Annotated in this window: 18 protein-coding genes; 7 read left to right on the top strand and 11 right to left on the bottom strand. The window is 48.0% G+C overall.

Annotation, left to right across the window (positions count from 1 at the left end; all coding sequences use genetic code 11):
* Window positions 1-12 precede the first annotated feature (12 nt).
* On the top strand, window positions 13-249 hold the full coding sequence (locus L6472_RS01670; RefSeq protein ID WP_237806624.1) for a hypothetical protein: 237 nt from the start codon (window positions 13-15) through the stop codon (window positions 247-249).
* Between the two features lie 41 nt (window positions 250-290).
* On the opposite strand, the gene L6472_RS01665 is transcribed toward L6472_RS01670, so the two are convergent.
* The gene (locus L6472_RS01665) at window positions 291-1,538 is read right to left on the bottom strand and encodes a 3-deoxy-D-manno-octulosonic acid transferase (protein ID WP_237806622.1); all 1,248 of its coding nucleotides are present in this window, start codon (window positions 1,536-1,538) and stop codon (window positions 291-293) included.
* Window positions 1,538-3,055, bottom strand: a complete 1,518-nt coding sequence (gltX, locus tag L6472_RS01660; protein WP_237806620.1) for a glutamate--tRNA ligase — start codon at window positions 3,053-3,055, stop codon at window positions 1,538-1,540. Before gltX ends, L6472_RS01665 begins: the two co-directional genes overlap by 1 nt.
* A gap of 90 nt (window positions 3,056-3,145) precedes the next feature.
* On the opposite strand from gltX, the gene L6472_RS01655 reads away from it, so the two are divergent.
* From L6472_RS01655 to L6472_RS01640, 4 genes are all read left to right on the top strand, one after another.
* Complete coding sequence (locus tag L6472_RS01655) at window positions 3,146-3,394, top strand: hypothetical protein (protein WP_237806618.1); 249 nt, start codon at window positions 3,146-3,148, stop codon at window positions 3,392-3,394.
* 308 nt (window positions 3,395-3,702) lie between these two features.
* Window positions 3,703-4,728 (top strand): hypothetical protein, encoded by a 1,026-nt coding sequence (locus tag L6472_RS01650; protein ID WP_237806616.1) that lies wholly within the window; start codon window positions 3,703-3,705, stop codon window positions 4,726-4,728.
* Between the two features lie 132 nt (window positions 4,729-4,860).
* On the top strand, window positions 4,861-6,948 hold the full coding sequence (locus tag L6472_RS01645) for an HD family phosphohydrolase (protein WP_237806613.1): 2,088 nt from the start codon (window positions 4,861-4,863) through the stop codon (window positions 6,946-6,948).
* 480 nt (window positions 6,949-7,428) lie between these two features.
* The gene (locus L6472_RS01640; protein ID WP_237806611.1) at window positions 7,429-9,027 is read left to right on the top strand and encodes an OmpP1/FadL family transporter; all 1,599 of its coding nucleotides are present in this window, start codon (window positions 7,429-7,431) and stop codon (window positions 9,025-9,027) included.
* A gap of 14 nt (window positions 9,028-9,041) precedes the next feature.
* Here L6472_RS01640 and priA read toward each other — a convergent pair whose 3' ends face one another.
* From priA to pflB, 9 genes are all read right to left on the bottom strand, one after another.
* A complete protein-coding gene (gene priA / locus L6472_RS01635; RefSeq protein ID WP_237806609.1) occupies window positions 9,042-11,312 on the bottom strand; it encodes a primosomal protein N' in 2,271 nt (756 codons plus the stop codon).
* 3 nt (window positions 11,313-11,315) lie between these two features.
* Window positions 11,316-11,954 carry an outer membrane beta-barrel protein gene (locus L6472_RS01630; RefSeq protein ID WP_237806607.1) on the bottom strand — a complete coding sequence of 213 codons (639 nt, stop codon included), beginning with the start codon at window positions 11,952-11,954 and terminating at the stop codon, window positions 11,316-11,318.
* 13 nt (window positions 11,955-11,967) lie between these two features.
* Window positions 11,968-13,008 carry a gliding motility protein GldN gene (gene gldN / locus L6472_RS01625; RefSeq protein WP_237806605.1) on the bottom strand — a complete coding sequence of 347 codons (1,041 nt, stop codon included), beginning with the start codon at window positions 13,006-13,008 and terminating at the stop codon, window positions 11,968-11,970.
* Between the two features lie 67 nt (window positions 13,009-13,075).
* A complete protein-coding gene (gene gldM, locus L6472_RS01620; protein WP_237806603.1) occupies window positions 13,076-14,635 on the bottom strand; it encodes a gliding motility protein GldM in 1,560 nt (519 codons plus the stop codon).
* Between the two features lie 47 nt (window positions 14,636-14,682).
* Window positions 14,683-15,549, bottom strand: a complete 867-nt coding sequence (gene gldL, locus L6472_RS01615; protein WP_237806601.1) for a gliding motility protein GldL — start codon at window positions 15,547-15,549, stop codon at window positions 14,683-14,685.
* An 18-nt stretch (window positions 15,550-15,567) separates the two neighbouring features.
* On the bottom strand, window positions 15,568-17,031 hold the full coding sequence (locus L6472_RS01610) for an SUMF1/EgtB/PvdO family nonheme iron enzyme (protein ID WP_237806598.1): 1,464 nt from the start codon (window positions 17,029-17,031) through the stop codon (window positions 15,568-15,570).
* Between the two features lie 31 nt (window positions 17,032-17,062).
* Window positions 17,063-18,001: a type IX secretion system membrane protein PorP/SprF gene (locus tag L6472_RS01605; RefSeq protein ID WP_237806596.1), complete on the bottom strand. Its 939-nt coding sequence runs from the start codon at window positions 17,999-18,001 to the stop codon at window positions 17,063-17,065.
* Window positions 18,002-18,055: 54 nt separating this feature from the next.
* Window positions 18,056-18,796 (bottom strand): pyruvate formate-lyase-activating protein, encoded by a 741-nt coding sequence (gene pflA, locus L6472_RS01600; protein ID WP_237806594.1) that lies wholly within the window; start codon window positions 18,794-18,796, stop codon window positions 18,056-18,058.
* Window positions 18,797-18,840: 44 nt separating this feature from the next.
* Window positions 18,841-21,087 (bottom strand): formate C-acetyltransferase, encoded by a 2,247-nt coding sequence (gene pflB / locus L6472_RS01595; protein ID WP_237806592.1) that lies wholly within the window; start codon window positions 21,085-21,087, stop codon window positions 18,841-18,843.
* A 158-nt stretch (window positions 21,088-21,245) separates the two neighbouring features.
* Between pflB and L6472_RS01590 the strand changes: the two genes are divergently transcribed.
* On the top strand, window positions 21,246-22,172 hold the full coding sequence (locus tag L6472_RS01590) for a bile acid:sodium symporter family protein (RefSeq protein ID WP_237806590.1): 927 nt from the start codon (window positions 21,246-21,248) through the stop codon (window positions 22,170-22,172).
* A 732-nt stretch (window positions 22,173-22,904) separates the two neighbouring features.
* A complete protein-coding gene (locus tag L6472_RS01585; RefSeq protein WP_237806588.1) occupies window positions 22,905-26,945 on the top strand; it encodes an alpha-L-rhamnosidase in 4,041 nt (1,346 codons plus the stop codon).
* The last annotated feature ends 4 nt before the right edge of the window (window positions 26,946-26,949 follow it).

Genomic DNA, 26,949 nt, shown 5'->3' with positions numbered 1-26,949 from the left:
ATACCGAAGTATATGAAGAAGAAAGTACTGAAGACTACAAACATCTTGCTGTCTGGTGCGATTGCTGCACTGGGCTTTGGTGCCTGCAAATCGAGCAAGAACGTAGTAAAGGAGACAAAGCCAGCACCCGCTCCGGAGTTGCTCAAAGATGCAGATATCCGCGTGGTCTATGGACCACCACCAGTCTATCTGCAGAAGGAAATACCCGACACCGTCAAGACCAAAGGTGCGAAAGACAAGAAAAAGTAAAAACGAAAAGCGGCTATGCTCAATGCACAGCCGCTTTTCGTTTATTTAATCTGTATATGACTCAGAACCTTTGGGGTGGCACCAGCTAATTGTTGTACCAGTTTGCCGGCTTCACGACCTGCCGACGCTATCTTTTCAGCATCTGCATCAAACAGGTTCATCTGCCGTTCAAAGTCATCGTAGCTCGAGATCTCTAATCCTCCGCCGCAAGCCTTCAGTTTCTGAGCTTCCTGGAACTTCTGATTATTAGGACCGAAGAACACAGGAACATCCCAGACAGCTGCCTCCAAGGTGTTGTGGATACCCACACCAAAGCCACCACCGACATAAGTTACATCAGCATAGCGATAGATGCTACTGAGCAGACCGAAGCAGTTGATAATTAAAACATCTGCATGCTGAACATCTGCTTCTGTGGCCTCAGTATAGCGTACTACCTTACGGCCCTCAAGCAACTTTTCTATCTGTTTAAGATGGTCTTCGCCAATCACATGGGGCGCAATAATCATCTTCCAGTCGGGATGCTTCTGGAAATAAGGAATGAAAATCTCCTCATCGGGCTGCCACGAAGAACCGGCTATGAAGACCTTGGGCTTTTGACCATTGGCTGATGACTGTTGGCAGAAGGCCTCAACGACAGGCAGCTGTTTAGCTGCAGCCTTGATCTGGAGGACACGATCAAAACGCGTATCACCTACTACAGTCGTATTTGTCAGACCAATGCCTGCCAACAGCTCGCGGCTCTTTTCGTTCTGCACAAAGAAGTGAGTGAAGCACTTCAGCACACGACCATACTGACGACCGTACCAACGGAAGAACACCTGGCCATCGCGGAAAATGCTAGACACGCTATATACAGGCACCTGACGGTGCTTCAATATGTGCAGATAGTTGAACCAGAACTCGTACTTGATGAAGAATGCCATCTCCGGACGAATGATGCGCAGAAAGCGACGGGCATTGGTAATAGTGTCGAGAGGCAGATAGGTAATGATGTCGGCACCCTCGTAATTCTTGCGCACTTCATAGCCCGAGGGCGAGAAGAACGTGAGCAAGATTTTGATATCGGGATGCTCACGCTTGATTTGCTCCATCAGAGGGCGCCCCTGCTCAAACTCGCCAAGCGAAGCTGCATGAAACCATACGTAGCGAGCGTTGGGATCTACCTTCTCGCGAAGCACTCTGAAAGCGTCACGCTCTCCGCGCCACATCTTACGCACCTTCTCATTGAAACGGCTATAGACAGCCACTCCAAGAAGATATAAATAGATGATGAGGTTGTAAAACATTAGCCCAGCACTTCGATGGCACGTTTCATTCTGGCAATCGTTTCATCCTTGCCCAGGAAGGCAGAGATGTCAAACATACCGGGACCCTTACCCTCGCCAACGAGTGTCAGACGCCAAGCATTCATCACATTGCCCAACTTATACTCTTTCTGTTCTACCCAAGCATGAACAATCTGCTCTTGATTCTCGAGCGAGAAGTCATCGATACCTTCGAGAACACCAATCAACTCGGTCATCACCTGAGCTGAGTCTTCCTTCCAGCGCTTCTTGACTGTCTTCTCATCGTAGGCCGTGGGAGCCTCAAAGAAGAATGAACAGAGGGGCCACAACTCCTTAACGAAGCTGATGCGGTCTTTCATCATCTCGCAGACCTTCACAATGCGGTCGAACGAGTCGTTGACGCCATGAGCGCGCACCTCGGGTTCCCACAGACGTGCTATCTCCTCAGCGCTCTTCTTCAAGACATACTCATGATTGAACCAGATGCCCTTCTCGTAGGCAAACTTAGCGCCAGCTTTCGAGCACTTAGAGATATCGAACAGAGGCACCAACTCGTCGAGGGTAAAGAGTTCCTGTTCAGTACCGGGGTTCCATCCCAGCAATGCCAGAAAGTTGATGACAGCCTCGGGGAAATAGCCCTGTTCACGATAGCCCGTAGAAGTGACATTACCCTGTTCGTCTTTCCAATCCAGTGGGAATACGGGGAAACCAAGACGGTCGCCATCGCGCTTTGACAGTTTGCCCTTGCCATCAGGCTTCAGCAATAGAGGCAGGTGGGCAAAGCGGGGCATGGTGTCTTCCCAACCAAAAGCTTTGTAAAGCAGCACATGCAGCGGGGCACTTGGCAGCCACTCCTCACCACGAATCACGTGAGTAATCTCCATCAAGTGGTCGTCAACGATGTTTGCCAAGTGATAGGTTGGCAGCTCATCAGCGCTCTTATACAGCACTTTGTCATCGAGGATATCGCTCTTCACACGCACCTCGCCACGAATCATATCGTCAACGAGCACTTCCTCGCCAGCATCAATCTTGATACGAACCACATACTGCTGACCGTCAGCAATTAGTTTCTCGACTTCATCCTGAGGCATGGTCAGCGAATTGCGCATCATGGTTCGAGTCTTATTGTCGTACTGGAAGTTCTCTATCTCCTCGCGTTTTTTAGCCAGCTCCTCGGGTGTATCAAAGGCAATATAGGCTTTACCATTGTCCAACAGCTGCTTCACATATTTCTTGTAGATGTCACGACGCTCGCTTTGGCGATAAGGACCGTGGTTTCCACCGAACGACACGCCCTCGTCAAACTTGATACCAAGCCAGTTGAAGGCCTCAATGATATAGGCCTCTGCCTGTGGAACAAAGCGGGTGGTATCGGTATCCTCAATACGGAAAACCAGATCACCGCCATGCTGACGGGCGAACAAATAATTATACAAGGCGGTACGTACGCCACCGATATGAAGGGGTCCTGTGGGACTAGGTGCAAAACGCACCCTCACTTTTCTTTCTGCCATGTGTTTTTTTAGTTCTTTTTATAATTTGGTGCAAAGGTACTAATTTTTAATCATACAGCCATCAATTTTACTAATTTTATTTAAATAGGTGTGATGCACCTATACCAGCCTGCTGACGCCGGAACCATTCCTGCAGGAAAGGCATATCTATTAGCAGATGACATACCTGGAGAAGCTCGCTCTTTGTCGCTTGTCTTTGATGATGAAGCTGCAAGCATTGAAGGAATAAGTGAAAGAAGCGTGAAGAACCTTGATTTCTTCAACCTGGCTGGCCAGCGTGTTACTGCACCTTCAAAAGGTCTGTATATCGTGAACGGAAAGAAAGTAATTGTAAAATAACCATATAGGAGGACCCATAATATGAAAAGATATAATAAGCCCACAATTCAGATTTTTTTGTATAGCTACGCTTTTCACACCGAAAAGTGCCGCTAAACGACCCGAATAGCGGCACTTTTCGATGCGTTTGGCGGCACTATTCTTTTAACCCCAAAAATAATTATAGTTATAATTTTCTTCAGCCCAAAAAGAATTCTGGCCAGAATTTATTTCAGCCTCATCACTTTTCATCGCCAATTCCTTGGCTATATCACAACAAATACTTATCTTTGCAGCACGAATACTATACTAAAGAAACTACTAACTGTATGAAGAAAACAATCCTAACTTACTTGCTATGTATGGCTGCCAGCGTGCCCATGCATGCGCAACTGGACAAAGCCATGAAGATGGCAGAGAACATGGTGAACGCTAACGTGGAAAATGTGGAGAACATCATGAAGTATGAGAATTTCAAAAAGGTGGCACGCCAAGACGACACGGTCATCTACACCAACAAGAAACTGGGCATGGGCTGTCAGGTGACTTATGTGAACGGACGTGTTGACAAGGTGAAGATGCTGCTGGCAGACGACGTGGACATGAACACCATGTGGGACTCTACCCGCCCCTATGAATATCAGAAGACAGGACAGAACGGCAACGCTATCTCACTGGAAAAGAAGGGCAAGCACATCAGCGCATCGCCCATCAAAGGCAGCAAGGAGTATAAGTATGGTTTTGAGATGACACACCGCGAGCCCCGTGGCGACATTCGCGACGAGACGCTCATCATCGACGACATCGTGAAACCTGAACTGGAGAGTCCCGATCTGCACTTCCTGGGACTCCACGGACAGGTGAGAAAATGTGACGAGGGAGCTAAGTCTGAGGACATTGTGCAATACATGTTTACCCGCGACGGCAAGTTGGAAAGCTCGTTGGCCACATGGGGCGGACAAATGATTGAGGATGCTCAGCGCGACAAGAACGGACGCATCGTGAAATATGGTGGTGAGGTTAGCGACATGGATGGAGAACCCTGCTTTTTCTATGTAAACTGGCGCCCCTACGATCCCAACCACTACGTGGACTACATTGTATTCGACGGTCCCTGCTGTTCCATCAAGACCGTGTTCACTTATGGCGATCCCAAGCGCCCTTACCTTGTTACCGAGAAGAGAGTCATCACCGACTTCCCCTGTGCAAAGGGCACTGAAAAATATGAGTACATTAAGTTTGACGACCACGGCAACTGGACTCAGCGCCTGGAGATAAAGACCTACGACGAGGGCAACGGACCGAAAACAGTGAGGGAGATGAACTTCCGCCGCATACAATATTGGAAAGACTAAAAAAGGAAAAAGCGATGCGCTCCCGTTCTACAGGGGCGCATCGCTTGCGTCTGGAGCACATTTTCAACCAAAAACCTTGGCTGGCTGCAAAATAATTTCTAAATTTGCTGCCAGAAATAAAGACTTATCTTCATGAAAGGTATTAACTTTAAGATAGAACTGACGTGGCAAGACATCGCAAAGCGCATTGCTTTGATGCTTGGCACGGTGCTCTTCATCGTGTGGTTTATGCCACGCGACAACAAGCCTTCGTTCAAGGTGGAGATGGACAAGGTGTGGCGACACAACGACCTGACCGCTCAATTTGATTTTCCTGTCTATAAGAGCGACTCCGTGATACAACAGGAGAGAAAACAAGTTTTAAAGGACTATGAGCCTTACTACATCTACAACAAGGAGAAAGGCCAGCAACAGGAGCATCTGTTTATCACAGAGATGAGACAGAAGCGACCTGGATTGTCGGGCAGTTTCATCAACGCTGTCAGCGCCCGCATACGCATGCTCTACAAGCAGGGTATTGTGGATACCAAGAAACCCATGAAAGTGTCTGACGACTCGGTGAAGGCTATCCGCCGCATTGATGAAAAAGAGGCAACCAGCATCAATGCCAGTTCGGTGATGACACCCGTAGAGGCCTACGAACGACTGAAGCTGGACCCTGGGCTCATGTACTACCATGAGACCATCTCCAAGATGGACATCAACAACTATCTGGTGCCTAACCTGACCTACGACAAGGTTAGAAGTGAGGAAAGCATGGAGGACTTGCTGGCCAGTGTGCCGCTGGCTATCGGCGTCGTGCAACGTGGTCAGAAGATTGTGAGTCGAGGCGATCTGGTTGACGAACGCACCTTCCAGATTATCACCTCTTACCTTAAAGAGATTGAACTCAGGCATAAGTCAGACTCAACCTTTAATAGTACAGTAGTGGGCGAACTACTTTTCGTCACACTGCTCATTGGTGCCTTCACCATCTACCTGAGCATCTATCGCCGCGACTACTTCCAACGTATTCGCTCGGCCATGATGATCTATGCACTCATTGTTCTGGCCACTGTAGATGCATCGCTACTTGTAGAGCATAACTTATATCACGTATTCTTGCTGCCCTTCGCCATTGTGCCAATCTTCATCCGCGTGTTTATGGACTCGCGAACGGCTTTCATGGCCCACGTGGTAGTGGTGCTGATTTGTGCTACCATCCTGCAACGACCACTGGAGTTCATCTCTGTGGAGATTGCTGCCGGACTGGCCGCCATTTTCTCGCTCAGGGAACTGTCAAGCCGCTCACAACTGTTCTGGACAGCCATTATCACCTCGGGAGTTGCCATGCTGACAAACTTGGCTGTGTTCATGATCCGTTCGGGCAACATCGAACACATGGAGCACACTGAATATGTATTTCTTATGCTGAGCGGCATCATCTTATTCTGCTGCTACCCGCTTCTCTACCTCATTGAGAAATTCTTCGGCTTTACTTCAGACATCACACTAATTGAATTGAGCGACATGAACAAGGACCTGCTGAGACGTATGAGTGAGGTGGCACCTGGCACTTTCCAACACTCCATACAGGTAGGCAACTTGGCGGCAGAGATTGCACGTAAGATTGGCGGCAACCCGCAATTGGTGCGCACAGGTGCACTCTATCACGACATCGGCAAGACACAGAACCCAATCTACTTCACAGAGAACCAGTCGGGTGGCATTAACCCACACGACGAACTGTCGTATGTCGAGAGCGCCCAGATGATTATCAGTCATGTCACCGAAGGCATCAAACTGGCCAAACAGCATAACCTGCCCACCCAAATTCGCGACTTCATAGCCACACACCACGGATTGGGCAAAGCAAAGTACTTCTATATTAAATATAAAAACGAACATCCCGACGAACAGATTGACGAACTACAATTCACCTACCCCGGTCCAAATCCGTTCACGAAGGAACAGGCCATTCTGATGATGGCGGATGCCGTGGAGGCAGCATCACGTTCTTTGCCAGACTATACAGAACAAAGCATTCGCACACTGGTCAACAAGATTGTCAACAGCATGGTGGAAGAAGGCTACTTCCGCGAGTGTCCCATCACCTTCCGCGACATTGCCTACGCACAAACCGTGATGATAGAGAAGCTGAAAACCATCTATCACACCCGCATCAGCTATCCAGAAGAGAAGAAAAACGCCCCAAAAAGCATCACCCTTGCATCGCAATAGCGGCTGTTTTGGAACCTAAAAGAGGCTACATTATCGAATAAAAGTACCACTATTGCGATGCAATTCAATAAGTATTGAGCCGAATCCAGGGGCTAGAACGTGCATTTCTAGAGCCTGGATTTCTACTTTCCAGGGGCTAGAAGCATGCGTTCTAGACCCTGGAAACGCTCGTTCTAAGGGCTGGAACCGAAACGAAAGTAAACCTTTTGATAGATAAAAGCCTTACGCTTTACCCATCAAACAGCAAGAATAGACCGACCATTCTGCCCAAATTGAACAGGAAAGGTGACTTTTTTACCTCACGGACTGCACACTTAAGCCCACTTTTGTGCAACAGAAAACTGCACAAATTGCACTTTTTGTGCAAGTTTGTGCAGTTTTTTAGTTAATTTATCTTAACTGAGGCCATATATTAAAAAAGTTTTAAATCAAACACTATACCTTTGCAGCCGAATTTTTTCAACATAGTTCTAAATTGAAATGAAAACAAAAGCTATTTTAGCCGGCTTGCTGCTGGCAATCGCCACCACCGCAAACGCTGGTGGCATCTTAACCAACACAAACCAAAGCATTGACTTTTTAAGAAACCCTGCACGCGATGCCGCCATTGGTATCGACGGAGTGTATAGCAATCCTGCGGGTGTAGCATTCATGCCTAATGGTTTTCACCTTGGTCTAAACTGGCAGTATGCACACCAAACCCGCACAGTTACAGCAACCAACGATTTGTTTAAGTTGGGAGCAAAAAACAATGGTCAGAGCACTAAGACTTTTGAAGGCGTAGCCGATGCGCCCGTGATTCCATCGGTACAGGCTGCCTACAATACTGGTGACTGGAGTTTCCAATTTAATTTCTCAATCCCTGGTGGCGGCGGAAAGTGTGAGTTCGACAAGGGTGTAGGCTCGTTTGAGACAGCAGTTGGAGCCATTGCACAAAAGCTTGGCGCAACATCTGCCATGCTCAACAGCATGATTAAACCACTGGGAGCCGAAGTGCCCTCTGTAAGTGGCTACGACGTAGATGGCTATATGAAGGGCAGACAATATTATTTCGGTGTGCAGATTGGTGCTGCTCGTAAAATCAATGAGAACCTTTCGATTTATGGTGGTCTCCGTCTGCTCTATGGTTCTGCCAGATATGAGGCTCGTTTGAATAATATCCGTGTAATGAATGGCACCAATGGCCAGACACTCCCCGAATATATTATTGGAGTGACAGAAGGTCTCACCAATGCGAAAGCCAACCTGCAAACAGCTATTCAGACCAAGGTCGGAGGCTACATGGGAAATGGCATGAGCCAGCAAGAAGCTATGGCACAGCCCGATGTGGTAGCCTTGGTTCAAAGTGGCCAGAAGCTACAGGGAGCTGCCGACCAAGTTGCCGCCGAAGGCGAGAAGCTGGCTCCATACGCCAATGGCATGAACCTGAAGAGCGATCAGACTGGTTGGGGTATTGCACCCATCGTTGGCGTGGACTATAAACTTGGTGATTTCAACTTTGCAGCCAAGTATGAGTTCAAGACTCGTATGCGCATGAAGAACAACTCAGACCTTGAATCGGCCATGATTCCCGCTACGGCCAAATACATTGACGGCACCAGCGTGCCAGAGGATGCGCCTGCGCTGTTGACTTTGGGTGCTCAGTGGAGCGCACTCAGCAACGTGCGTCTGGACCTTGGCTATCATCACTTCTTCGATAAGCAGGCTCATTGGTATGAAAATTCACAGAAGCTGCTTAACGGTGGAACCGATGAGTATCTGGCTGGCGTAGAATGGGACATCATTCCTCGTCTTACCGTTTCTGCCGGTGGTCAGCTCACTCGCTACGACCTTACCGATGCCTACATGAACGACATGTCATTTGTTGTGAACAGCTATAGCTTCGGCTTCGGTCTGAACTACCAACTGAGCGACGCAGTTACACTGAAGGCTGCCTATTTCCAGACCAACTACGAGGACTACGACATGGATACGCCCAAGCAGGGAATCGAAAGCATGGGTATCGAAATCCCTGCTGGTCACAACACCTTCACTCGTACCAATCGTGTGATTGGTATCGGTTGCGACATCAGCCTCTAAGAGAGGCGTTCCTCTTATAGAGGATCTACATCATAATATATTTGAAGTGAACTATAACGCTTGTCTTGCAGCAACTGCTGTTGGGCAAGCGTTAAATATTGACGGACCTTAGGCATGTCGATGCCGTTCTCGAGTTTGAGAACCATCTTACGGATGCACAAGGTCTTTACTTTTGCCACTGCTGGTTTGTCGGGACCTAACACACGGCCACCAAACCATTGTCGCAAACGTGCGCCGAGCTCATAACTTGCGGTATTGACTACATCGTCGTTTTTATGTTTCAGGAATACGTAAATCAAACGATAATAAGGGGGATAGTGGAAAAGTTGGCGCTCGGCCACCATATCAAGATAGAGCGACTGAAAGTCATTGCGCACCACCTGCTGGATGACAGGCAGTTGAGGGTTCTTAGTCTGAAGAATCACCAAACCACGTTTACCCTTACGACCGGCACGGCCACTGACTTGAGCCATCATCATAAAGGCATGTTCGTAGGCTCGGAAGTCAGGATAGTTGAGCATGGTGTCGGCATTGAGGATACCAACCACACTGACCTTCTCGAAGTCGAGCCCCTTACTGATCATTTGAGTACCTATGAGCAGATTGGTTCGTCCTGCAGAAAAGTCGCTAATAATACGCTCGTAAGCATTGCGAGTACGGGTGGTATCAAGGTCCATACGCGAGATGCGTGCATCGGGGAAGATGTCACGAATTTGATCTTCAATCTTCTCGGTACCATAACCCCGGCCTTGCAAATCCTTACATCCACAGGCAGGACACTCGGTGGGGATGCGATAAGTAAAACCACAATAATGACATGTCAGCTGATTCATGCTGCGATGAAGCGTCAGGCTGACGTCGCAATGCTCGCATCGGGGCACCCACCCACACTGCTTACACTCGACCATGGGTGCCCACCCACGACGGTTTTGGAACAAGATAGCTTGTTCGCCACGATCCAAGGCCTCGCGTACGCGTGATAATAAAAGAGGTGAAAACGGACCATTCATCATCTTACGATGGTGCAGGTCCTGAATATCTACAACCTGAATCTCGGGGAGCTCAATACCCTGATAGCGTTCTTTCAATTCAACTAGCCCGTACTTTCCTGTCTTTGCATTGTGATAGGTCTCCATACACGGAGTGGCAGTTCCGAGGAGTACACGTGCCCCCTTTTGTGCCAGCATGATGGCTGCGCTGCGTGCATGATAGCGGGGCATAGGGTCTTGCTGCTTATAACTGGTTTCATGCTCTTCATCTACAATGACCAGACCTAAATTCTTAAAGGGCAGGAACACAGCAGAGCGTGCACCAAGGATGATATCATAGGGATTATCAGAGAGCTGTTTCTGCCAAATCTCAACACGCTCGGCATCACTGTACTTAGAGTGATAAATGCCCAAACGGTGTCCGAAGACACGCTGAAGGCGTTGCATCATCTGAACGGTGAGTGCAATCTCCGGAAGCAAATAGAGCACCTGACGATGTTGTTCAATCTCGCGCTGAATAAGATGAATAAAAATCTCCGTCTTACCGCTGGAGGTGACACCATGCAACAAAGTGACGTTCTTCTTCATGAACGACATCAATATCTGATTATAGGCATCCTGCTGAGCAGTGTTAAGAGTCTTTATCAGCTCGGGATGCGGCTCACCGCCATGATTCAGTCGTCCCACTTCCACCTCGTAGGTTTCAAGAAAGCCACGCTTTACCAACTGATTGAGTGTAGGGAGCGTTGCACCTGTTGAATTCATTAGCTCTTCGCGTGTAATCTCCATCACACTCTCTCGGCAGGTATCTCCTTCGATAGTATCCCATCGCGACAAGGAGAGGTAGCCAATAAAGGCCTCCAACTGTTTGGGAGCGCGTTTCAAAATATTGAGTGCTACATGCAAAGAAGCCTCCTGACGGTAGTTGGCTGTAAGCCGAATATAAGTCTCAGTGCGAGGGCGATAGCCGTCTTCTGCCTTCAATCCTGCAGGAAGAGCAGCCTTATAGACTTCGCCTATTGGCGACATATAATAATCAGCAATCCATTGCCACAGGTCCAGCTGTTGTGGCAACAGAATGGGGGAAGTATCTATCTGCTGAAGTATGTCTTTCACAACATAGCCTTCTGGCTTTTGTTGATGAAGACGAGCAATGATGGCAATATAGGTTTTGCTTTTGCCAAAAGGAACAAGTACACGCATGCCTGTAGATACCGTGCTTTCCATCGACTGAGGAACAGCATAGGTAAAGAGTCCGTCTAACGGCACAGGCAATATGACATCTGCGTAAACCAAGTGCTAAAAATAATAAGAAACGGAAATACGCCAAGAGTTAGTTCTCGACTTGGCTGTATGCATATCTAAATCTTGGAGCTCTGAAGCCAGCGTATCCCATGTAAAATCGGCAGTCTTGCCAAGAGGCACATTATAGTAGACAGCACCCTCGAGATTGCCTCCAAACTTAGCACCGGCACCAAGATTGATACTAAGCGTAGTCTCCTGAAAAGTGAAATGCTTACGGTATTGATCTACGTCTTCCCACTGGAAAGAAGACTTACCAAGATTATAACTTAACTGAGGACCTGCACATACAAAGACACCCAGTAAGTCACCAATAGACACCCCAAAACGGGCATGCGCTGGTACCACTAAACTTTCTTGGGTGAGCGTACGTGTGCCAACCTTGACATTGCGTTGATCATAGAGTGCTGAAACGTCAATAGAAAGTCCCATGACAGGGGTATCAATACGCATAGTAGGTCCAATAAAAAAACCTGCGCGATTACTTTTGTTCAGGTCGCCACTTGAAAATTCCATAGACGTCAAGTCAAAGCCGCCCTTAGCGCCTATCTGTATATCTTGCGCGAACGATGACATCGCTAAAAACAATGTCATCGCCGTCAAGTAAAATCTATATAAGAAATCCCTCTTCATCATACCATCCCCTTCATTAATGACGCTGTCTGCGCACTGAGACGCGAGCAGCCGAAGAGCCTCCACTCGAAGAACTCTTAGCTTTGGTCTTCGACACTTTCTCTTTTTTTGTTGCAGCACGTGTCCTTCGTGTTGTTGTCTTCTTCTCCTTGGCTGTGGTGGCACTAACACTATCTGGCTCTACGGGCTTCTCTCGATCGCCAAAGATGCCATTACGGAAGTTCTCGAGTTCCTTCTCTATGCGTTTCTGCTCAGCAGACAGTTTGGTGGTATCATTGCCTGCAATCTGTGCCAATGTCTTACCGAGGCGATTGGCAGTCTTGTAAATCTTACCATGATACTTATTCAGCGTAAAATAGTCGTCCATATTCATCACAGCCGCATCATTGATATCACTGGTCTTCAGTGTTTTACGACTGAGATAAGGTTCCACTTCACTGTATTTTATCCAAAACAAAGGATATTTGGCCGCCTCGCCTCCGAAGTCGTCTTCGCGCAACATCACTGGACACAAAGCCAGCGGTTTAATGTGGAAAGTGGAATTTGCTTGGTTGTAATAGGCACTCTCCTTGAGATAGAACATTTTCACCTCAGAAGAAGGGATGTCGCTGTTGTCCACCTTTATCTTTCCATCTTTCTCCTCATAGAAGATATGATAGTTGTCCAGCACAGTCTTCATGTCTATTTTTGCACTTGACTCAAGCACCTCGTTGCCGTCCAAACGGTACTCATACACGGGTATATAGCCTTGGAGAGCCAATTTAAAGATATAAGTAAACAGATTCATCTGCTTGCCAACGGGTTCCACAGGATCATAGAGTCCGGCATTCGCTTCATGACTGAGATCTATCTCGCGATAGATATCACGACGCCAAACCACATCCTCGGGCATATTAAGTGCTGTAGGGTACTGAATACGCATGCGTTGTGTCATCGCCTGAGAACCTGACTGCTGTTGGGCCTTCTCAGTAGTCTGCTGATTACGACGCTGCTTGGGCTGTGCCATTGCGCTACCACCTGCCAGCGTTATGATCAATAAGAATAATAGCTTCTTCATATCTTTCTTAACTCTTATGTCTTCACTCGGCTATGCCGCCAGGCATGGCCACAAAATTAACTCTTTACTATTTCACGATAATCTCCATTGATGTGGGCAACGTACGCTCTATTCCATCAGGACCGATGGCCTTCACACGAGAGATGTAGAAGCGACGATTGCGCGTCAGCTTGCGGAAAGTGTCCTTCTGGCGGGCAGAGAACTTGCTACCCTCTCCCACCCAGGGAACAGCATTTCCCATATTATCGTAGAACACCGTTTCGAACGAGATAACGCGGAAACCTATGTCTAAGATTCCGTCATCAATAGCCGCTCCGATGCCATCGAGCGACATCAGACTGGCTTTTGACATTCCACCACCCTTGAAGCGGATGGGATTACCCTTGTCGTCCTTGATATCTATATAAGGTGTAGGATCAGGCAAGCGACGCACACGAAAAGCAAACTGCCCCATTTGCTGAGGGCGCCCCGTATTCGTCGAAGTCACCGTGATGACCGCATTCTCGCCAATCTTTGACGGACGCGCAATATATCTGCCAGGACCTGCCGCTGTCAGCGATCCATTGGTCATAGATGCTGTAATCTTATTCTGTGGTACACCAGGCACAGAGATGCTGATGGGGTTATTATAACCAGCGTAGAGCATATTCATCAAATCGGCAGACACCGTTGCGCTTGGATCCACTACGGTGTACTTCTGTTCGAAGTCGCGACGCAACTTATCGCCATTGCCATTCACTGTTTCAATAAATCCTCTCAGTGTAAAATCTCCCGTTTTCCCGCAGACAGTCTCGTAGAGCCCATCTTTCAGGTTCATCTTCTGATTATTGATATAGATATCAGGCACCTGCGTGGTATCTACAGCTGCCATGACGATATGGGCAGAGAACTTATCTCCACGAACGATCGTCTGCGAGTTGGGTATCACAAAAGCATCAAGCGCATTCACACGGATATCCTTCACATCTACATTCTGAATCAATGTATGAAGGACCTCCGTTTCAGCATAACGCACATCACTCTGCAGCTTAGACAACAATGTCACTGCTGCCGACGTTGGCATAGACTCAAACATATACTCTTGCCAGTTCTTGCCAAGTCCTGTACGAGGAACCTCTGTTGTCAGATTGCTCTCAATGATTTTCTGTTGTGCAGGATCGGGCACCATCTTCAACATACGTTCACGGAAAGAATTTATAGCTTGGCGCAACTCTTCACCGCGTCCACGACCAGGAGCGAGCATGACCTGATTGGCAGCTTCAAGGTCCTCCTTATTCTTAATGTCTGACGGATCACCATCTTCTCCATCTGCTTCCTTCACAATAGCAAGCTTTAGCTCGGCTGCAAGGTTATAGAGCGAGTCACTCATATGCTTTACCATCTGAGCTTTGTCATACCACTCCTTCGTCTTTTGAGGATTAGCAAGCATCTGTTGCTCGAAGTCCTCATATATTGCAGCACTCTCCTTGAATGCGTTGGCTGTCGTGCGATTCAGGCTTTCCTCCACAATAGAGAAGCCATTGAGCACCTCGTTAGACACGTTCAGCGCAAGCATTGCCATCAAGACGACATACATCAGGTTAATCATCTTTTGGCGCGGAGATACTGGTCTTTTCTTTATTGCCATAATTGCTTGATTATTATTTCCTGTTTAGTAGGATGAAAGCAAGACATTTATGCTTCGTTGCTGGCCACTTTAGGCATGTTTACAGTCATGGCCTCAATCATGCGAGCATAGATCTTATTGAGTTCTACGATCTGATCAGCCATCTTACGGGTTTGCTCATTGATCTCATCGATAGTACCGATTTGTTGACTAGCGCCCTTAAGTTGCATCTCGTAAACCTTGCAGATACCTGTGAGTGTACGGTTGAGGTTTTCCATTTCCTCGCTGTCACGCGTCAACCGCTCGCTCTGCACGGATACCTTCTGCAACATCTCGGTGAGTCGTTTCAGTTCATCCACATAATTTGAAGTAGCCTCCTCCAGTTCGGGGTTGACAGCAGGTGCAGGAGATACTACTGTACCGCCAGCCATGGTACCTACCGACGAAGAAACAGCTGCGATCGCTTCTGTATTGACAGCCTCAGCAGCACCCGAACCAACTGCAGCTGGCTGACCACCGGCAACGCCGCCGACCACACCACCACCGATGATGATGGTACCGCCACCTGCTACACCGCCACCAATAGCAGCAGCGGGCTGATTGCCCTGAGTCTCGGGGATGTCAAGGTCTTCAATATTGCCTTCCGGTACCTGACCACCGGCCACCATTCCCACATGCGTAGGCAACTCCATGCCATCGGCCGTCTTGTCGAAAGGACGATCGAATGCCGATATAAAGAACACGAACACCTCGGTGCCCATACCCAAGAACAGGAAGAAGTTGGCACCAGGCTGATGGGTCAGTTTAAAGAGTGTTCCCAAGATAACGATAGAAGCTCCCCAACTGTAAGCATAATTCAGGAATGTCTGTCCTGGAACACTATCCATCCACTTCTGTAAGCGATAGACGATATTGAATTTACTATAAATTGTCATTCTATATCTTGTTTTTAGTTATTTCCTTGATTTCTTAGCACTTGCCTTTGCTGGGCGTGCTTTGTCACTAGTTGTATTTGCCAAACTACGTACGCAGCGGAATCCGATATACGAACGGGGCTGATTCTGATACTCAGATGAGCGCCATGCAGAACGAATATAGCTCTCTGGATCTTTCCAAGAACCTCCACGCACGCTCTTCTTCTTCAAGCGATACGGATCCTCCTTGGCTGCGTTATACTTCAGCTGTGGATTGATATCATTCATGGCATCCACGCCAGCCTCAGTATAAATAGTAGATGTCCATTCGGCCACATTGCCTGCCATATCGAACAAGCCATTAGAATTGGCAGAGTAGATACCGGCACGACTGGTAATCAAATTACCATCTTTCGTATAGTTTCCGTTGTCGGGTTTGAAATTAGCAAAGAAACATCCTTTGCCACTGGCCACATCCTCGTTCTGCCAGGGGAACTCATTCTGATCTTTACCACGAGCTGCAAACTCCCACTCAGCCTCTGTTGGCAGACGATAACGCTGCACGTAGCGGGCTGCAGCGCCCAGTCCTTTCAGCAAATATTCTGTACGCCAAGCGCAGAAGGCATTAGCCTGTTCCCATGTTACGCCGACAACAGGATAGTCATTATAGGCAGGTGCCGAGAAGTAATTGCGCATATACACCTCATTGTCAGCATTAGGGAAATCATTCACCCAACAAGTGGTGTCAGGGTATATATTAACAATGTAGGTATTCAAGAAATCCCAAGGCCCCGAAAGAGGACGGTTGATCGTCTCACGGACAATGCGACCTTCTTCATTGATATAAGCAGTATCTTTAGAAATCCATACTTCTTCGTCTGGATTTGCCTGAACATCAGTATTCAGATTACGTTCTTCAGGATTCAGACGGTTGCGTCGTAGTGCCGCCTCAGTATAGTCATATACCTCGTATCGATAGTTCATCTGGCTAGCGTCAAGCATTTTTTCTCCCGTCACAGGATTCGTCACATAGACGCTCTCCATAGCACGCAGTTCCTCCTCGTTGGGTTTACGTGGCAGACTCTTCTTCCAATTGAGATGAGGTTTAACGGGTTCGTCATTCTTATCTACCTCAATCTTGTAGCTCTCATCGCCGCCATAGTTAGGGTCCGCCAAACGCTCACGTATGATAGAGTCGCGCACATAGTTCACAAACTGGCGATATTCAGAGTTGGTAATTTCCGTGTCGTCCATCCAAAATCCCTCCACAGAGATATCTCTCACCGGCGTCTGTTTACCCCAAAGTGAATCAACAGTCTCCATTCCCATCCGAAGGTGACCCCGTTTGATAAGAACCATACCATAAGGAGCTGGTTCAGAGAAAGCACGCCCCGATGCTCCAGTCAGCTCACCACCAATGGAAGTTGTCTCCTTACCTCCAAAACAACTGGCAAGCAGCAGCACCATCATGGCGTTTAGTACTATCATAACATTCTTCTTCATATTCTTTAGCTTCGTTTTATTCTTAATCTAGTCAAAGCAGTCTTACAGACTGATGACGGTTGCGACCTTTCTTAAACAAGTCTAAGTCGGTTTGATAGCCGACTATCAGTTCGTGGGAACCATTTCCCAAACCCACTCCATTGGTATATATCTCATAGGCATAGCCCAAACGAACACCATGGAAGTCGCCCCCTAAGAACACCGTCACCGAATTGCTAGGACTATAGCCCAAGCCGGCATACATGACTCTACTTTCATGCTTATAGGTTAGTCGGCTCGTTATATCGGCCCTATAGCCCACGCCATCGAAGCGACCTAAAACAGAGGGCTGTATTGTTAAGAACGGATTTCTCAATCGAATATTGCATCCACCCGTAAAATAATATGTCTGAGCCAATGCAATTTCGTTAGTTTCGCCTAGTTCAACGGTCGGCGCCAAGGCATGTTGAACAGATGCGCCAACATACCAGTTTCGCTGTTGATAAAAAAGTCCTGCTCCTAAATCAAATGCTGAACCAGTAATTTCGGAAGAAGAAAAAGCTGGATCACTACCATTTTCCAAATCCAATTTTGATCCATTAAATGTCTCGCTCAGCATTGCAGCCTGAACTCCAATGCTCAACGTACCGCCAAACAGTTTCTGCTTGTTGGCATATTGCAGTGCAAATGATTTATGAGAGAAGAGGCCAATAGCATCATTGATGATGCGTGCGCCGATGCCATGATAGCCTCCAAGCATAAAAAATGGCATATCGGCAGATACGTACATGGTCTTAGGGCTATGCTCAAACCCCGTCAACGTCATGTTATAGGCTCCCACAAAGTTTATTTTTTCCTGTTTTCCCGCCGATGCAGGGTTAAACGAAGCCTCCATCGCCCAGTAATGACTGAACGAAGGGTCGTATTGTGCACTGGCTTCAACCATCGCCACAATACATAGCGTCAATATCAACAGGATTCGCCTAAACATGTTTATTATAACGCACGTAGTCCTCTTTTATTATGTGAAAAAAGGAAAAAGCGGCTACTTAACAAGTATCCGCTCTGCCATTTTTATCTGTTCTGAAGAAGGTGTCGGCACGTCCTTCAGTGTATAATCCACGCCAAGTTGTTCCCATTTAAAGGTGCCCAAAGTATGATAAGGCAACACTTCCACCTTTTTCACGTTCTGCAGCGTGTCGATAAAGGCACGCAGACGCGTCAGCTGTTCTTCGTCGTCGGTAATGCCAGGCACCAACACATGACGTATCCACATCGGTTGTCCTATCTCATCCATATAACGAGCACAATCAACGATATGCTCGTTGGGATGACCGGTCAGCCACTGATGGCGTTCGGAGTCGATATGTTTAATATCCAAAAGCACCAAATCGGTGCTTTTCATCAGCCGTTCAAACTTCGAGAAGAATTCTGTCCTACGGGTAAAAGGCTGAGCCGAAGTGTCCAGACAGGTATTAATGCCACGACGCTTGGCCTCCTCAAAGAGGTCAATCAGGAAGTCAATCTGCAGCAGAGCCTCTCCGCCACTTACCGTGATACCGCCTTCTTCACCCCAATAACTGCGATAACGTTCGGCTTTATTGAGGAGCTCGTCAACAGTGACGGTGGTTCCGGCCGTTTTGCCATCTCCCATCTTCCACGTGTCCGGGTTATGACAGTAGCGGCAGCGCATATGGCAACCCTGCATGAAAATCAGAAACCGAATCCCCGGCCCATCAACGGAGCCGAAGGATTCGGTAGAATGTATATAGCCTTTGCTAGTCATACTAGTTTATTCGGTTATACTCAGTTCATCTAAAAAGCCAGAATTTAGAGGCTTTCGTGCGACTGACGTGCAATAACGTCCTCCTGCTGTTCACGGGTCAGGTCGATGAACTTCACAGCGTAGCCAGACACACGGATGGTGAAGTTTGCGTACTCGGGCTTCTCAGGATGCTCCATAGCATCGCGCAGTTTGTCAACGCCAAACACATTCACATTCAGGTGGTGAGCGCCACGGCTAAAGTATCCGTCCATCACACGAACCAGTGTAGTAGCACGCTCCTCGTCGGTGTGGCCCAGAGTATTGGGGCTAATGGTCTGTGTGTTAGAGATACCATCGAGTGCGTACTCGTAAGGCAACTTAGCAACAGAGTTCAGCGAAGCCAGCAAGCCATTCTTCTCAGCGCCATAGCTGGGGTTAGCACCAGGTGACAGAGGAGTACCTGCACGACGACCATCGGGCAGATTACCGGTGTACTTACCGTAAACCACATTTGATGTGATGGTCAGGATTGAACATGTAGGTGTGGCGTTACGATAGGTAGCATGCTTACGAATCTTCTTAACGAAGGTCTTCAGCAGCCATACTGCAATCTCATCGGCACGGTCATCATCGTTACCATAGCGGGGGAAGTCGCCTTCTGCAACATAATCAACATTGAAGCCCTCTTCATCGCGAATCATTTTTACTTTCGCATACTTCACAGCCGAGATTGAGTCAACCACATGAGAGAATCCCGCAATACCCGTAGCGAAAGTACGACGCACGTTTGTATCAATCAGAGCCATCTCTGCTGCCTCGTAGAAGTACTTATCGTGCATATAGTGGATAAGGTTCAGAGTGTTGACATAAACACCAGCCAACCAGTCCATTGCCTGATCGAAGCGGGGCTTCAGTTCCTCCCATGTCAGATACTCATCCTTGATAGGACGGAAGCCAGGAGCAACCTGTTCGCGAGTCTTAGCATCTACACCACCATTGCAAGCATAGAGGAAGCACTTAGCCAAGTTGGCACGTGCGCCAAAGAACTGCATCTCCTTACCAGTCTGTGTTGCACTTACACAGCAGCAGATGCTATAGTCATCGCCCCATACAGGACGCATGACCTCATCGTTCTCGTATTGGATAGAGCTGGTCTTCACCGAAATCATGGCAGCATACTTCTTGAAGTTGTCTGTCAGACGGGGAGAGTACAGCACTGTGAGGTTAGGCTCGGGCGAAGGACCCATATTCTCCAGTGTGTGGAGGAAGCGATAGTCGTTCTTGGTCACCATGTGACGGCCGTCCATACCCATACCGCCTACTTCCAAGGTAGCCCATACGGGGTCGCCAGAGAAGAGCTCGTTGTATGAAGGAATACGAGCGAACTTCACCATACGGAACTTCATCACCAGATGGTCAATCAACTCCTGTGCCTCAACCTCTGTCAGGGTTCCCTCTTCCAAGTCACGCTGAATATAAATATCGAGGAATGTTGACACACGACCTACAGACATGGCTGCACCATTCTGAGTCTTGATGGCAGCCAGATAGCCGAAGTACAGCCACTGAACAGCCTCACGTGCGTTGTTTGCAGGCTGAGAGATATCGAAACCATAGATCTGAGCCATTGCCTTCATTTCCTTCAAGGCCTTGATCTGCATAGAGATTTCTTCACGCAGGCGAATGATATCATCGCTCATAACGCCAGCACCGCAGTTGCGCTTGTCGGCTTCCTTCTCGGCAATGATAAAGTCAATACCATAAAGAGCCACACGGCGATAGTCACCAACAATACGGCCACGACCGTAAGTATCGGGCAGACCTGTCAGGATATGATTGTGACGTACGTGCTTCATCTCCTCGGTATATGCGTCAAACACACCATCGTTGTGTGTCTTGCAATACTTTGTGAAGATTTCGTGTAGCTTTTCCGAGGGCTTGTAACCATAGTTAGTGCAAGCCTGCTCTGCCATCTTGATACCACCGAAGGGCATGAATGCACGCTTCAGGGGCTTGTCTGTCTGCAGACCTACAACCTTCTCCAGGTCTTTCTTGCTCTCATCAATGTATCCAGGACCATAAGCTGTCATGCTTGACACGATCTCAGTCTCCATGTCGAGCACACCACCCTTGGCACGCTCTTCCTTCTGGAGTTCCTGCAGACGACCCCACAACTGGTTGGTTGCATCGGTAGGTCCTACCAGGAATGATTCATCGCCTTCGTAAGCCGTGTAGTTGTTCTGAATAAAATCTCGCAGATTGACCTCTGAAGTCCACTTGGTTCCTTTAAAACCTCTCCATTCTTTTCTCATAATACTTATTTAAAATACCTTATTCAATCTTTTCGGCTGCAAAGGTAATACTTTTTTTGCGCAATCGAAACACTTTCTACTAAAAATGCGTATCTTTGCAGTCAATTAATACTCAGAGGCATAAAAAAGCACCTTTTTCTGCTTTACCTTTATTATATATGGATAGGTTTTGTCATTTTATAGCTCGTTGGATGGGAGCCCTGGTACTGCTCACAGCAGGCATTTCACTGTTGATTCCCAGTTCTTTTATTTGGATAGACACATGGACCATCAATCCCATGCTCGGTGTGATTATGTTTGGCATGGGGCTGACGCTCTCGCCCCACGATTTCCGCATTGTCTTAAGTCGCCCGAAAGACATCTTTATCGGCTGTCTGGCACAGTTCACCGTCATGCCATTGTTGGCCTGGACGCTATCTTGGCTCTTTGCTCTGCCAAAGGAGCTGGCGCTTGGAGTCATTCTGGTGGGATGCTGCCCTGGAGGTACCGCCTCAAATGTGATTACCTATCTGGCCAAAGGCGATCTGCCCCTGTCTGTGGGCATGACTGCCACCTCCACCCTGTTAGCTCCCTTTATGACACCGTTCTTAGTTTGGCTCTTAGCTGGCACCATGGTCGATGTTGACGCACTTGGCATGCTGCAGAGCATCATATATGTAGTGATCGCCCCCATCGCCGCCGGACTACTTTGTCAGCGTTTTTTGCCCGGCATGACCAAAACAGCGACTCCCTATCTGCCAGCATTCTCATCGATAGTCATTGCACTGGTGGTTGGCATCATTGTGTCTCACAGTGCCGACCGTCTGCTCATGGGCGGCATGGTGGTCATCCTCGTTGTCATGCTTCACAATCTGCTGGGATTGTCGCTTGGCTATCTGGTGGGCCGCCTACTCCGCCTTCAGAAACCAAAGTGTGTGGCCCTCAGCATCGAGGTTGGCATGCAGAACAGCGGGTTGGCATCGTCGCTGGCCGTTCTTCATTTCGCCGCCTTCCCGCTTGCCACAATTCCTGGTGCGATATTCAGCGTTTGGCACAACATCAGCGGTGCACTGATGGCCAAGTTCTATAGTTCCAATTCGAAATAATTAGTCTGGTTACGGCAAAGTATAGCTTTGGTCGGACCAAAGTGCCACTTTGCTGATAGTAACGTGACCCTTTTCTGGGCTCAGTTGCAATTGCGTAGGTTTCGCGATGCTCCCAAAGTCTTGAATTGGCATTTCCAGAGTCTGAAGAGGGCCGTTTTTAAAGTCTAAAAGCACGTATTCTAAAGTCTAAAAGAGGCGTTTCTGAAGTCTAAAACCGAAGCTTTCATTTCTGGTCTAGCCCCTGGATGCTCTACATCCAGCCCTTAGAACAACCGCATCCAAGGGCTAAAACGACCCGTTCCAGGGGCTGGATGCGCCACATCTAGGGGCTGGACGGACATCAAAAGTAAAGCTATTACAACGCAAAAGCGAAACTATAACAAGACGAAAGCAGCACTATGACAGTGCGAAACCGTTCCTATTCCGACCAAGAACAACCCTTTTCTGGTGTCAAAATGCCACTTATCTCAAAAAATAGAGTCCCCTTCTCAAAAAGCAAAGTAAGTTTCCGGGGCAATTCCATCCGTTGAAAGTTTTTATCCTTTTTTGAATAGTTTTTTTCCTTATCAGACACAAAAAACAGAGTAACTTTGCGGCACGTTTCACATACCTAACCAAACTATTAATTAACCACTTATGCTAAACAAAAGAAGTATTCTACTTTTACTTGTAATGGCTGTCAGTAGCATTTCATCTTATGCTCTTACAGTAGATCATTTACGGGTGCAATCTTTGCACAATCCCAACGGCATTGATGTATTGTCGCCGCAATTTTCATGGCAACTGCATTCCGACGAACGAAGTGTTGTTCAAACAGCTTATCAGCTTATTATCTTTAGCAATGCAGACCACTCACATCCCATCTACGATTCAGGCACTGTAGAGAGTGGAGAATCTGCCAATGTCACCGTGCATAACCTTCCTTTGCAACCTGCCACGCGCTACTATTGGCAGGTGACGGTCTGCGACAACAAAGGCAGCAAGGCCACTTCGACCGAGCAGGCCTGCTTCGACACGGGTTTGCTGTCCTCGGGATGGAGCAATGCCAAATGGATTAAATATAGTGATTATGCTTCAGGTCAAGCACCAGAAGTCATTACCGACTACACCATTGAAAGCAAGATAACCATCGAACACACTGCTGCAGGATTATGCTTTGCCATGCAGGATGCCGGCAACTTCTATTACTGGCAGCTGAATACCGAGGGCGACTATCCTCGTCTGCGTCCGCATGTGTGGAGCAATGGCAATCCAGCCTGTCTTGCAGACATCAATCTCACAGGAAAAGTAGCTCTGAACAATACTGACGAGTTTACGTTACGCATCGAAGTGACCAATGCCTCGCTCGCACGCACATACATCAACGATGTGCTGGTTGACGAACGCACCGGCAACTTTAAATTTGGCAAGATTGGCATGCGCGAGGATCATGGTGAGCGCGACGGACTACCCGAAGTAGGAGTTTACGACGACATCAAAGTCACAGAATCCGATGGAACCGTACTATTTTCGGAAGATTTCTCTTCTGGCAGCCTTTTCACTGGTGGCAGCGTGACCAACGAGAAACTACGCATTGTCGGCTCTACCAACAAGCATGTACTTGTTTGGCAAAAAGACGTCAACGAGAAACCCACGCACTTCAGCATCGACTATGACATGCACATTGTCAAGGCAGCAGCGGCCATTATATTCTCTGCCACTTCAGGGAACACCTACCACATGTGGCAAATCAACGTCAATGACAATGCCAATCCTTCTGTACGTCATCACGTCTATGTGAATGGCAACCTGACATGGAACGATGCTCAGTTCACACAGTTCTCGAAATCCGACCTCCTCGGCCATCGTCATCATTACAGGATAGAGGTAGAAGGTAACGTGATCTACACTTATATTGACGATATTCTCGTGGACACCTTCAACGACAACAGTGGCACAGCCGTGATGGGCGACATTGGCATGCGTGTTGACAACAACACTGGCGAGGAAGCCTACTTCGACAACGTCGTACTTACTCAATACGACAGCAATGGCACCTCGTCTGTTTTGATAAAAGAAGACTTTGAGGCTCTGTCTTCCGACAACTTCTTTGATGCTATTATCGAAAACTTTCAAGGCTGTCGGATGTGTCACGTCAAATCGGCTTCGGGCGAAAAGAAAGTTATGCAGACAGCTACCAAAGGCATGCCTATGTTTCGCAAGACATTCGCCATCAATAAGAAAATCCAATCTGCCACACTCTTCACGTCAGGCCTTGGTGTGTACGATCTGTTCGTGAACGGTCAGCGTGCCGGCCATTTGCAGCCCGATGGCACTATCATTTACGAAGAACTGAAACCTGGATGGACTGAATATCGCAAACGCGTATTCTACAGTACGCACGATGTTACCAATCTCTTGCAGCAAGGAAAGAATGCTATTGGAGCTATTGTCACACCTGGCTGGTGGGCAGGCGCCGTTATGCATGGTGCCTATGGCTCGCCGACAACGGCATTCTTGGCAAAACTTCTCATCACCTACGACGATCAAACTCAAGATATCATTGTCAGCGACCTCACCTGGTTGTCATCTAATAAAGGTGCTTTAAAACTGGGTGACATCTACGACGGAGAAATATACGATGCGCGCCTCGCCACAGATTGGACCGCTGCCGATTACGATGACAATGGATGGAACGGTGTAGAAGAGAGTCATGAGTTCAATGGTGAGGTGAATGCCTTCACAGGTGGTTACGTATTAACACTACCCAACCTTATCCAGCATGTACGCACTGCCACCATTCACGAAGGCAGCAAGTCAACAGGCACCGACTTTGGCATGGCCAATGTCGTGTCAACGCAGGAGGGCGATGGCACAATCACATTGAAGAAAGGTCAATCGGTGGTCATCGACTTTGGACAGAACATTGTCGGATGGGTCAACTTCAAGGTTAAAGGACAGGCTGGCAACCGCCTGAAGATGCGCTTCGTCGAAATGCTTAATGACACCGGTGAACGCAGCCGTGGCAACGATGGACCTGGAGGTACGCCCTATCTGGCTAACCTGCGTTCGGCAAAAGCGTCACTCTACTACACCCTGCGCGGTGATGCGGATGGCGAGAGCTATCATCCCTCTACCACATTCTTCGGATTCCGCTATTGCGAGATCACACCCAGCGATGATGTAGAGATTCTGTCTATCGAGGCTCAGCCTATCAGTTCTTCAACAGAAGACACTGGCTCTGTAGAAACATCTAACGCATTAGTCAACCAACTCTTCTCTAATATCACTTGGGGGCAACGGGGCAATCTGCTCAGCATTCCCACGGATTGTCCGCAACGCGATGAACGTCTGGGATGGACAGCCGACACACAGGTCTTTTCTCGCACAGGTCTTTTCAATGCCAACATGGAGTCGTTCTACCGCAAATGGATGCAGGACATGCGCGATGGCCAAAACCGAGAAGGTGCCTATCCTGGTGTTGCACCCGAATGTTGGGGCACACCCTTCGGACAGACCGTATGGGCAGATGCTGGCATTCTGGTTCCTTACAATCTTTATATGATGACGGGCAACAAGGAAGTGCTCCGTGAGAACTATGAGTCAATGACGCGCTACATGAACTATCTCTCTAAGCAGGTATTCGATGGCTATAAATATAATGGTGGTGGACTGACCTGGGGCGACTGGCTTTCGTTTGTCAATACTGACACACGCTACATTGCCGTAGCCTACTATGCACTCGTTGCACAACTGATGAGTCAAATGTCTATGGCTCTCAGTCAAACCGACAACGACGATTATGCACAGAAAGCACAGACATATCAAGAACTCTATCAGAACATCAAGGCTGAGTTCCGTAGTCGTTACATCACGCCTTCTATACGTCAAAACACACAGACAGCCTATCTCATGGCACTCGACTATAACCTGCTGGAAGACGATGCTGAGATAGAGAAGTTCAAGAACCTGCTGTCGCGCAACATCCGCGTCAATGGCTATAAGCTCAACACTGGTTTTGCCGGAACAGCAATTCTCAACACCACACTCTCGCGTTTCGGTCTCAACGACTATGCCTACGATCTACTACTACAGCGCAAATGTCCATCGTGGCTCTACAGCATCGATCAGGGTGCCACCACGATCTGGGAGCGCTGGAATAGCTATACCGTAGAGAGCGGATTCGGAGATCCTGGCATGAACTCTTTCAATCACTATGCTTATGGTGCTGTCGGTGAATGGATGTACCGCTATATGCTCGGCATTGAATATGACCCGAAGCAGCCTGGCTTCCGTCATATCATTCTGCAACCACAACCCGACCGCCGCACCACGTTGCCCACTGGACAGGAGATCATCACCAGTGCCAAAGGTCATCATCAGAGCTATTATGGTGAAATACGTTCCAGCTGGCAGACCACAGACCAAGATGACATCACCTACGATTGCACCATCCCTGCAAACAGCACTGCCACACTCTATCTTCCCGTAGCCGATGAAAAGGCCACAGTCATGGAAAGCAACCAGCCTGCAACTGAAGCTGAAGGAGTAGAGTATCTCGGATTTGAGAACGGCTGTCAGGTCTATCGGCTGGGCTCTGGTAGCTATCACTTTACAACGAAACTTAAGACAACTGCCATTCACTTACCCTCTGCCACAGAGGGTAAGCTGAAGGCCAACCCCATCTATGACCTGCAAGGTCACTATATTTGTACAGACCTCAATCAACACAACTTAAAAAAAGGAATTTATATCGTCAAAGGCGATAAATCAAAAATCATTATCATCAACTAACAGC

Origin of the sequence: Prevotella sp. E13-17, assembly GCF_022024035.1 — a bacterium.
Lineage (GTDB): Bacteria > Bacteroidota > Bacteroidia > Bacteroidales > Bacteroidaceae > Prevotella.
Note: the sequence above shows the minus strand (reverse complement) of the source record. Positions and strands in the feature narration are given on the sequence as shown.

Excerpts from the sequence above, each read along its gene's own strand:
- L6472_RS01590 (WP_237806590.1), top strand. The coding sequence starts at position 21,246 with ATGGATAGGTTTTGTCATTTTATAGCTCGTTGGATGGGAGCCCTGGTA.
- gldM (WP_237806603.1), bottom strand. The coding sequence starts at position 14,635 with ATGGCAATAAAGAAAAGACCAGTATCTCCGCGCCAAAAGATGATTAAC.
- pflB (WP_237806592.1), bottom strand. The coding sequence starts at position 21,087 with ATGAGAAAAGAATGGAGAGGTTTTAAAGGAACCAAGTGGACTTCAGAG.
- L6472_RS01665 (WP_237806622.1), bottom strand. The coding sequence starts at position 1,538 with ATGTTTTACAACCTCATCATCTATTTATATCTTCTTGGAGTGGCTGTC.
- L6472_RS01670 (WP_237806624.1), top strand. The coding sequence starts at position 13 with ATGAAGAAGAAAGTACTGAAGACTACAAACATCTTGCTGTCTGGTGCG.
- L6472_RS01640 (WP_237806611.1), top strand. The coding sequence starts at position 7,429 with ATGAAAACAAAAGCTATTTTAGCCGGCTTGCTGCTGGCAATCGCCACC.
- L6472_RS01610 (WP_237806598.1), bottom strand. The coding sequence starts at position 17,031 with ATGAAGAAGAATGTTATGATAGTACTAAACGCCATGATGGTGCTGCTG.
- gldN (WP_237806605.1), bottom strand. The coding sequence starts at position 13,008 with ATGAAGAAGCTATTATTCTTATTGATCATAACGCTGGCAGGTGGTAGC.
- L6472_RS01650 (WP_237806616.1), top strand. The coding sequence starts at position 3,703 with ATGAAGAAAACAATCCTAACTTACTTGCTATGTATGGCTGCCAGCGTG.
- L6472_RS01630 (WP_237806607.1), bottom strand. The coding sequence starts at position 11,954 with ATGATGAAGAGGGATTTCTTATATAGATTTTACTTGACGGCGATGACA.
- L6472_RS01605 (WP_237806596.1), bottom strand. The coding sequence starts at position 18,001 with ATGTTTAGGCGAATCCTGTTGATATTGACGCTATGTATTGTGGCGATG.
- gldL (WP_237806601.1), bottom strand. The coding sequence starts at position 15,549 with ATGACAATTTATAGTAAATTCAATATCGTCTATCGCTTACAGAAGTGG.
- pflA (WP_237806594.1), bottom strand. The coding sequence starts at position 18,796 with ATGACTAGCAAAGGCTATATACATTCTACCGAATCCTTCGGCTCCGTT.
- gltX (WP_237806620.1), bottom strand. The coding sequence starts at position 3,055 with ATGGCAGAAAGAAAAGTGAGGGTGCGTTTTGCACCTAGTCCCACAGGA.
- L6472_RS01645 (WP_237806613.1), top strand. The coding sequence starts at position 4,861 with ATGAAAGGTATTAACTTTAAGATAGAACTGACGTGGCAAGACATCGCA.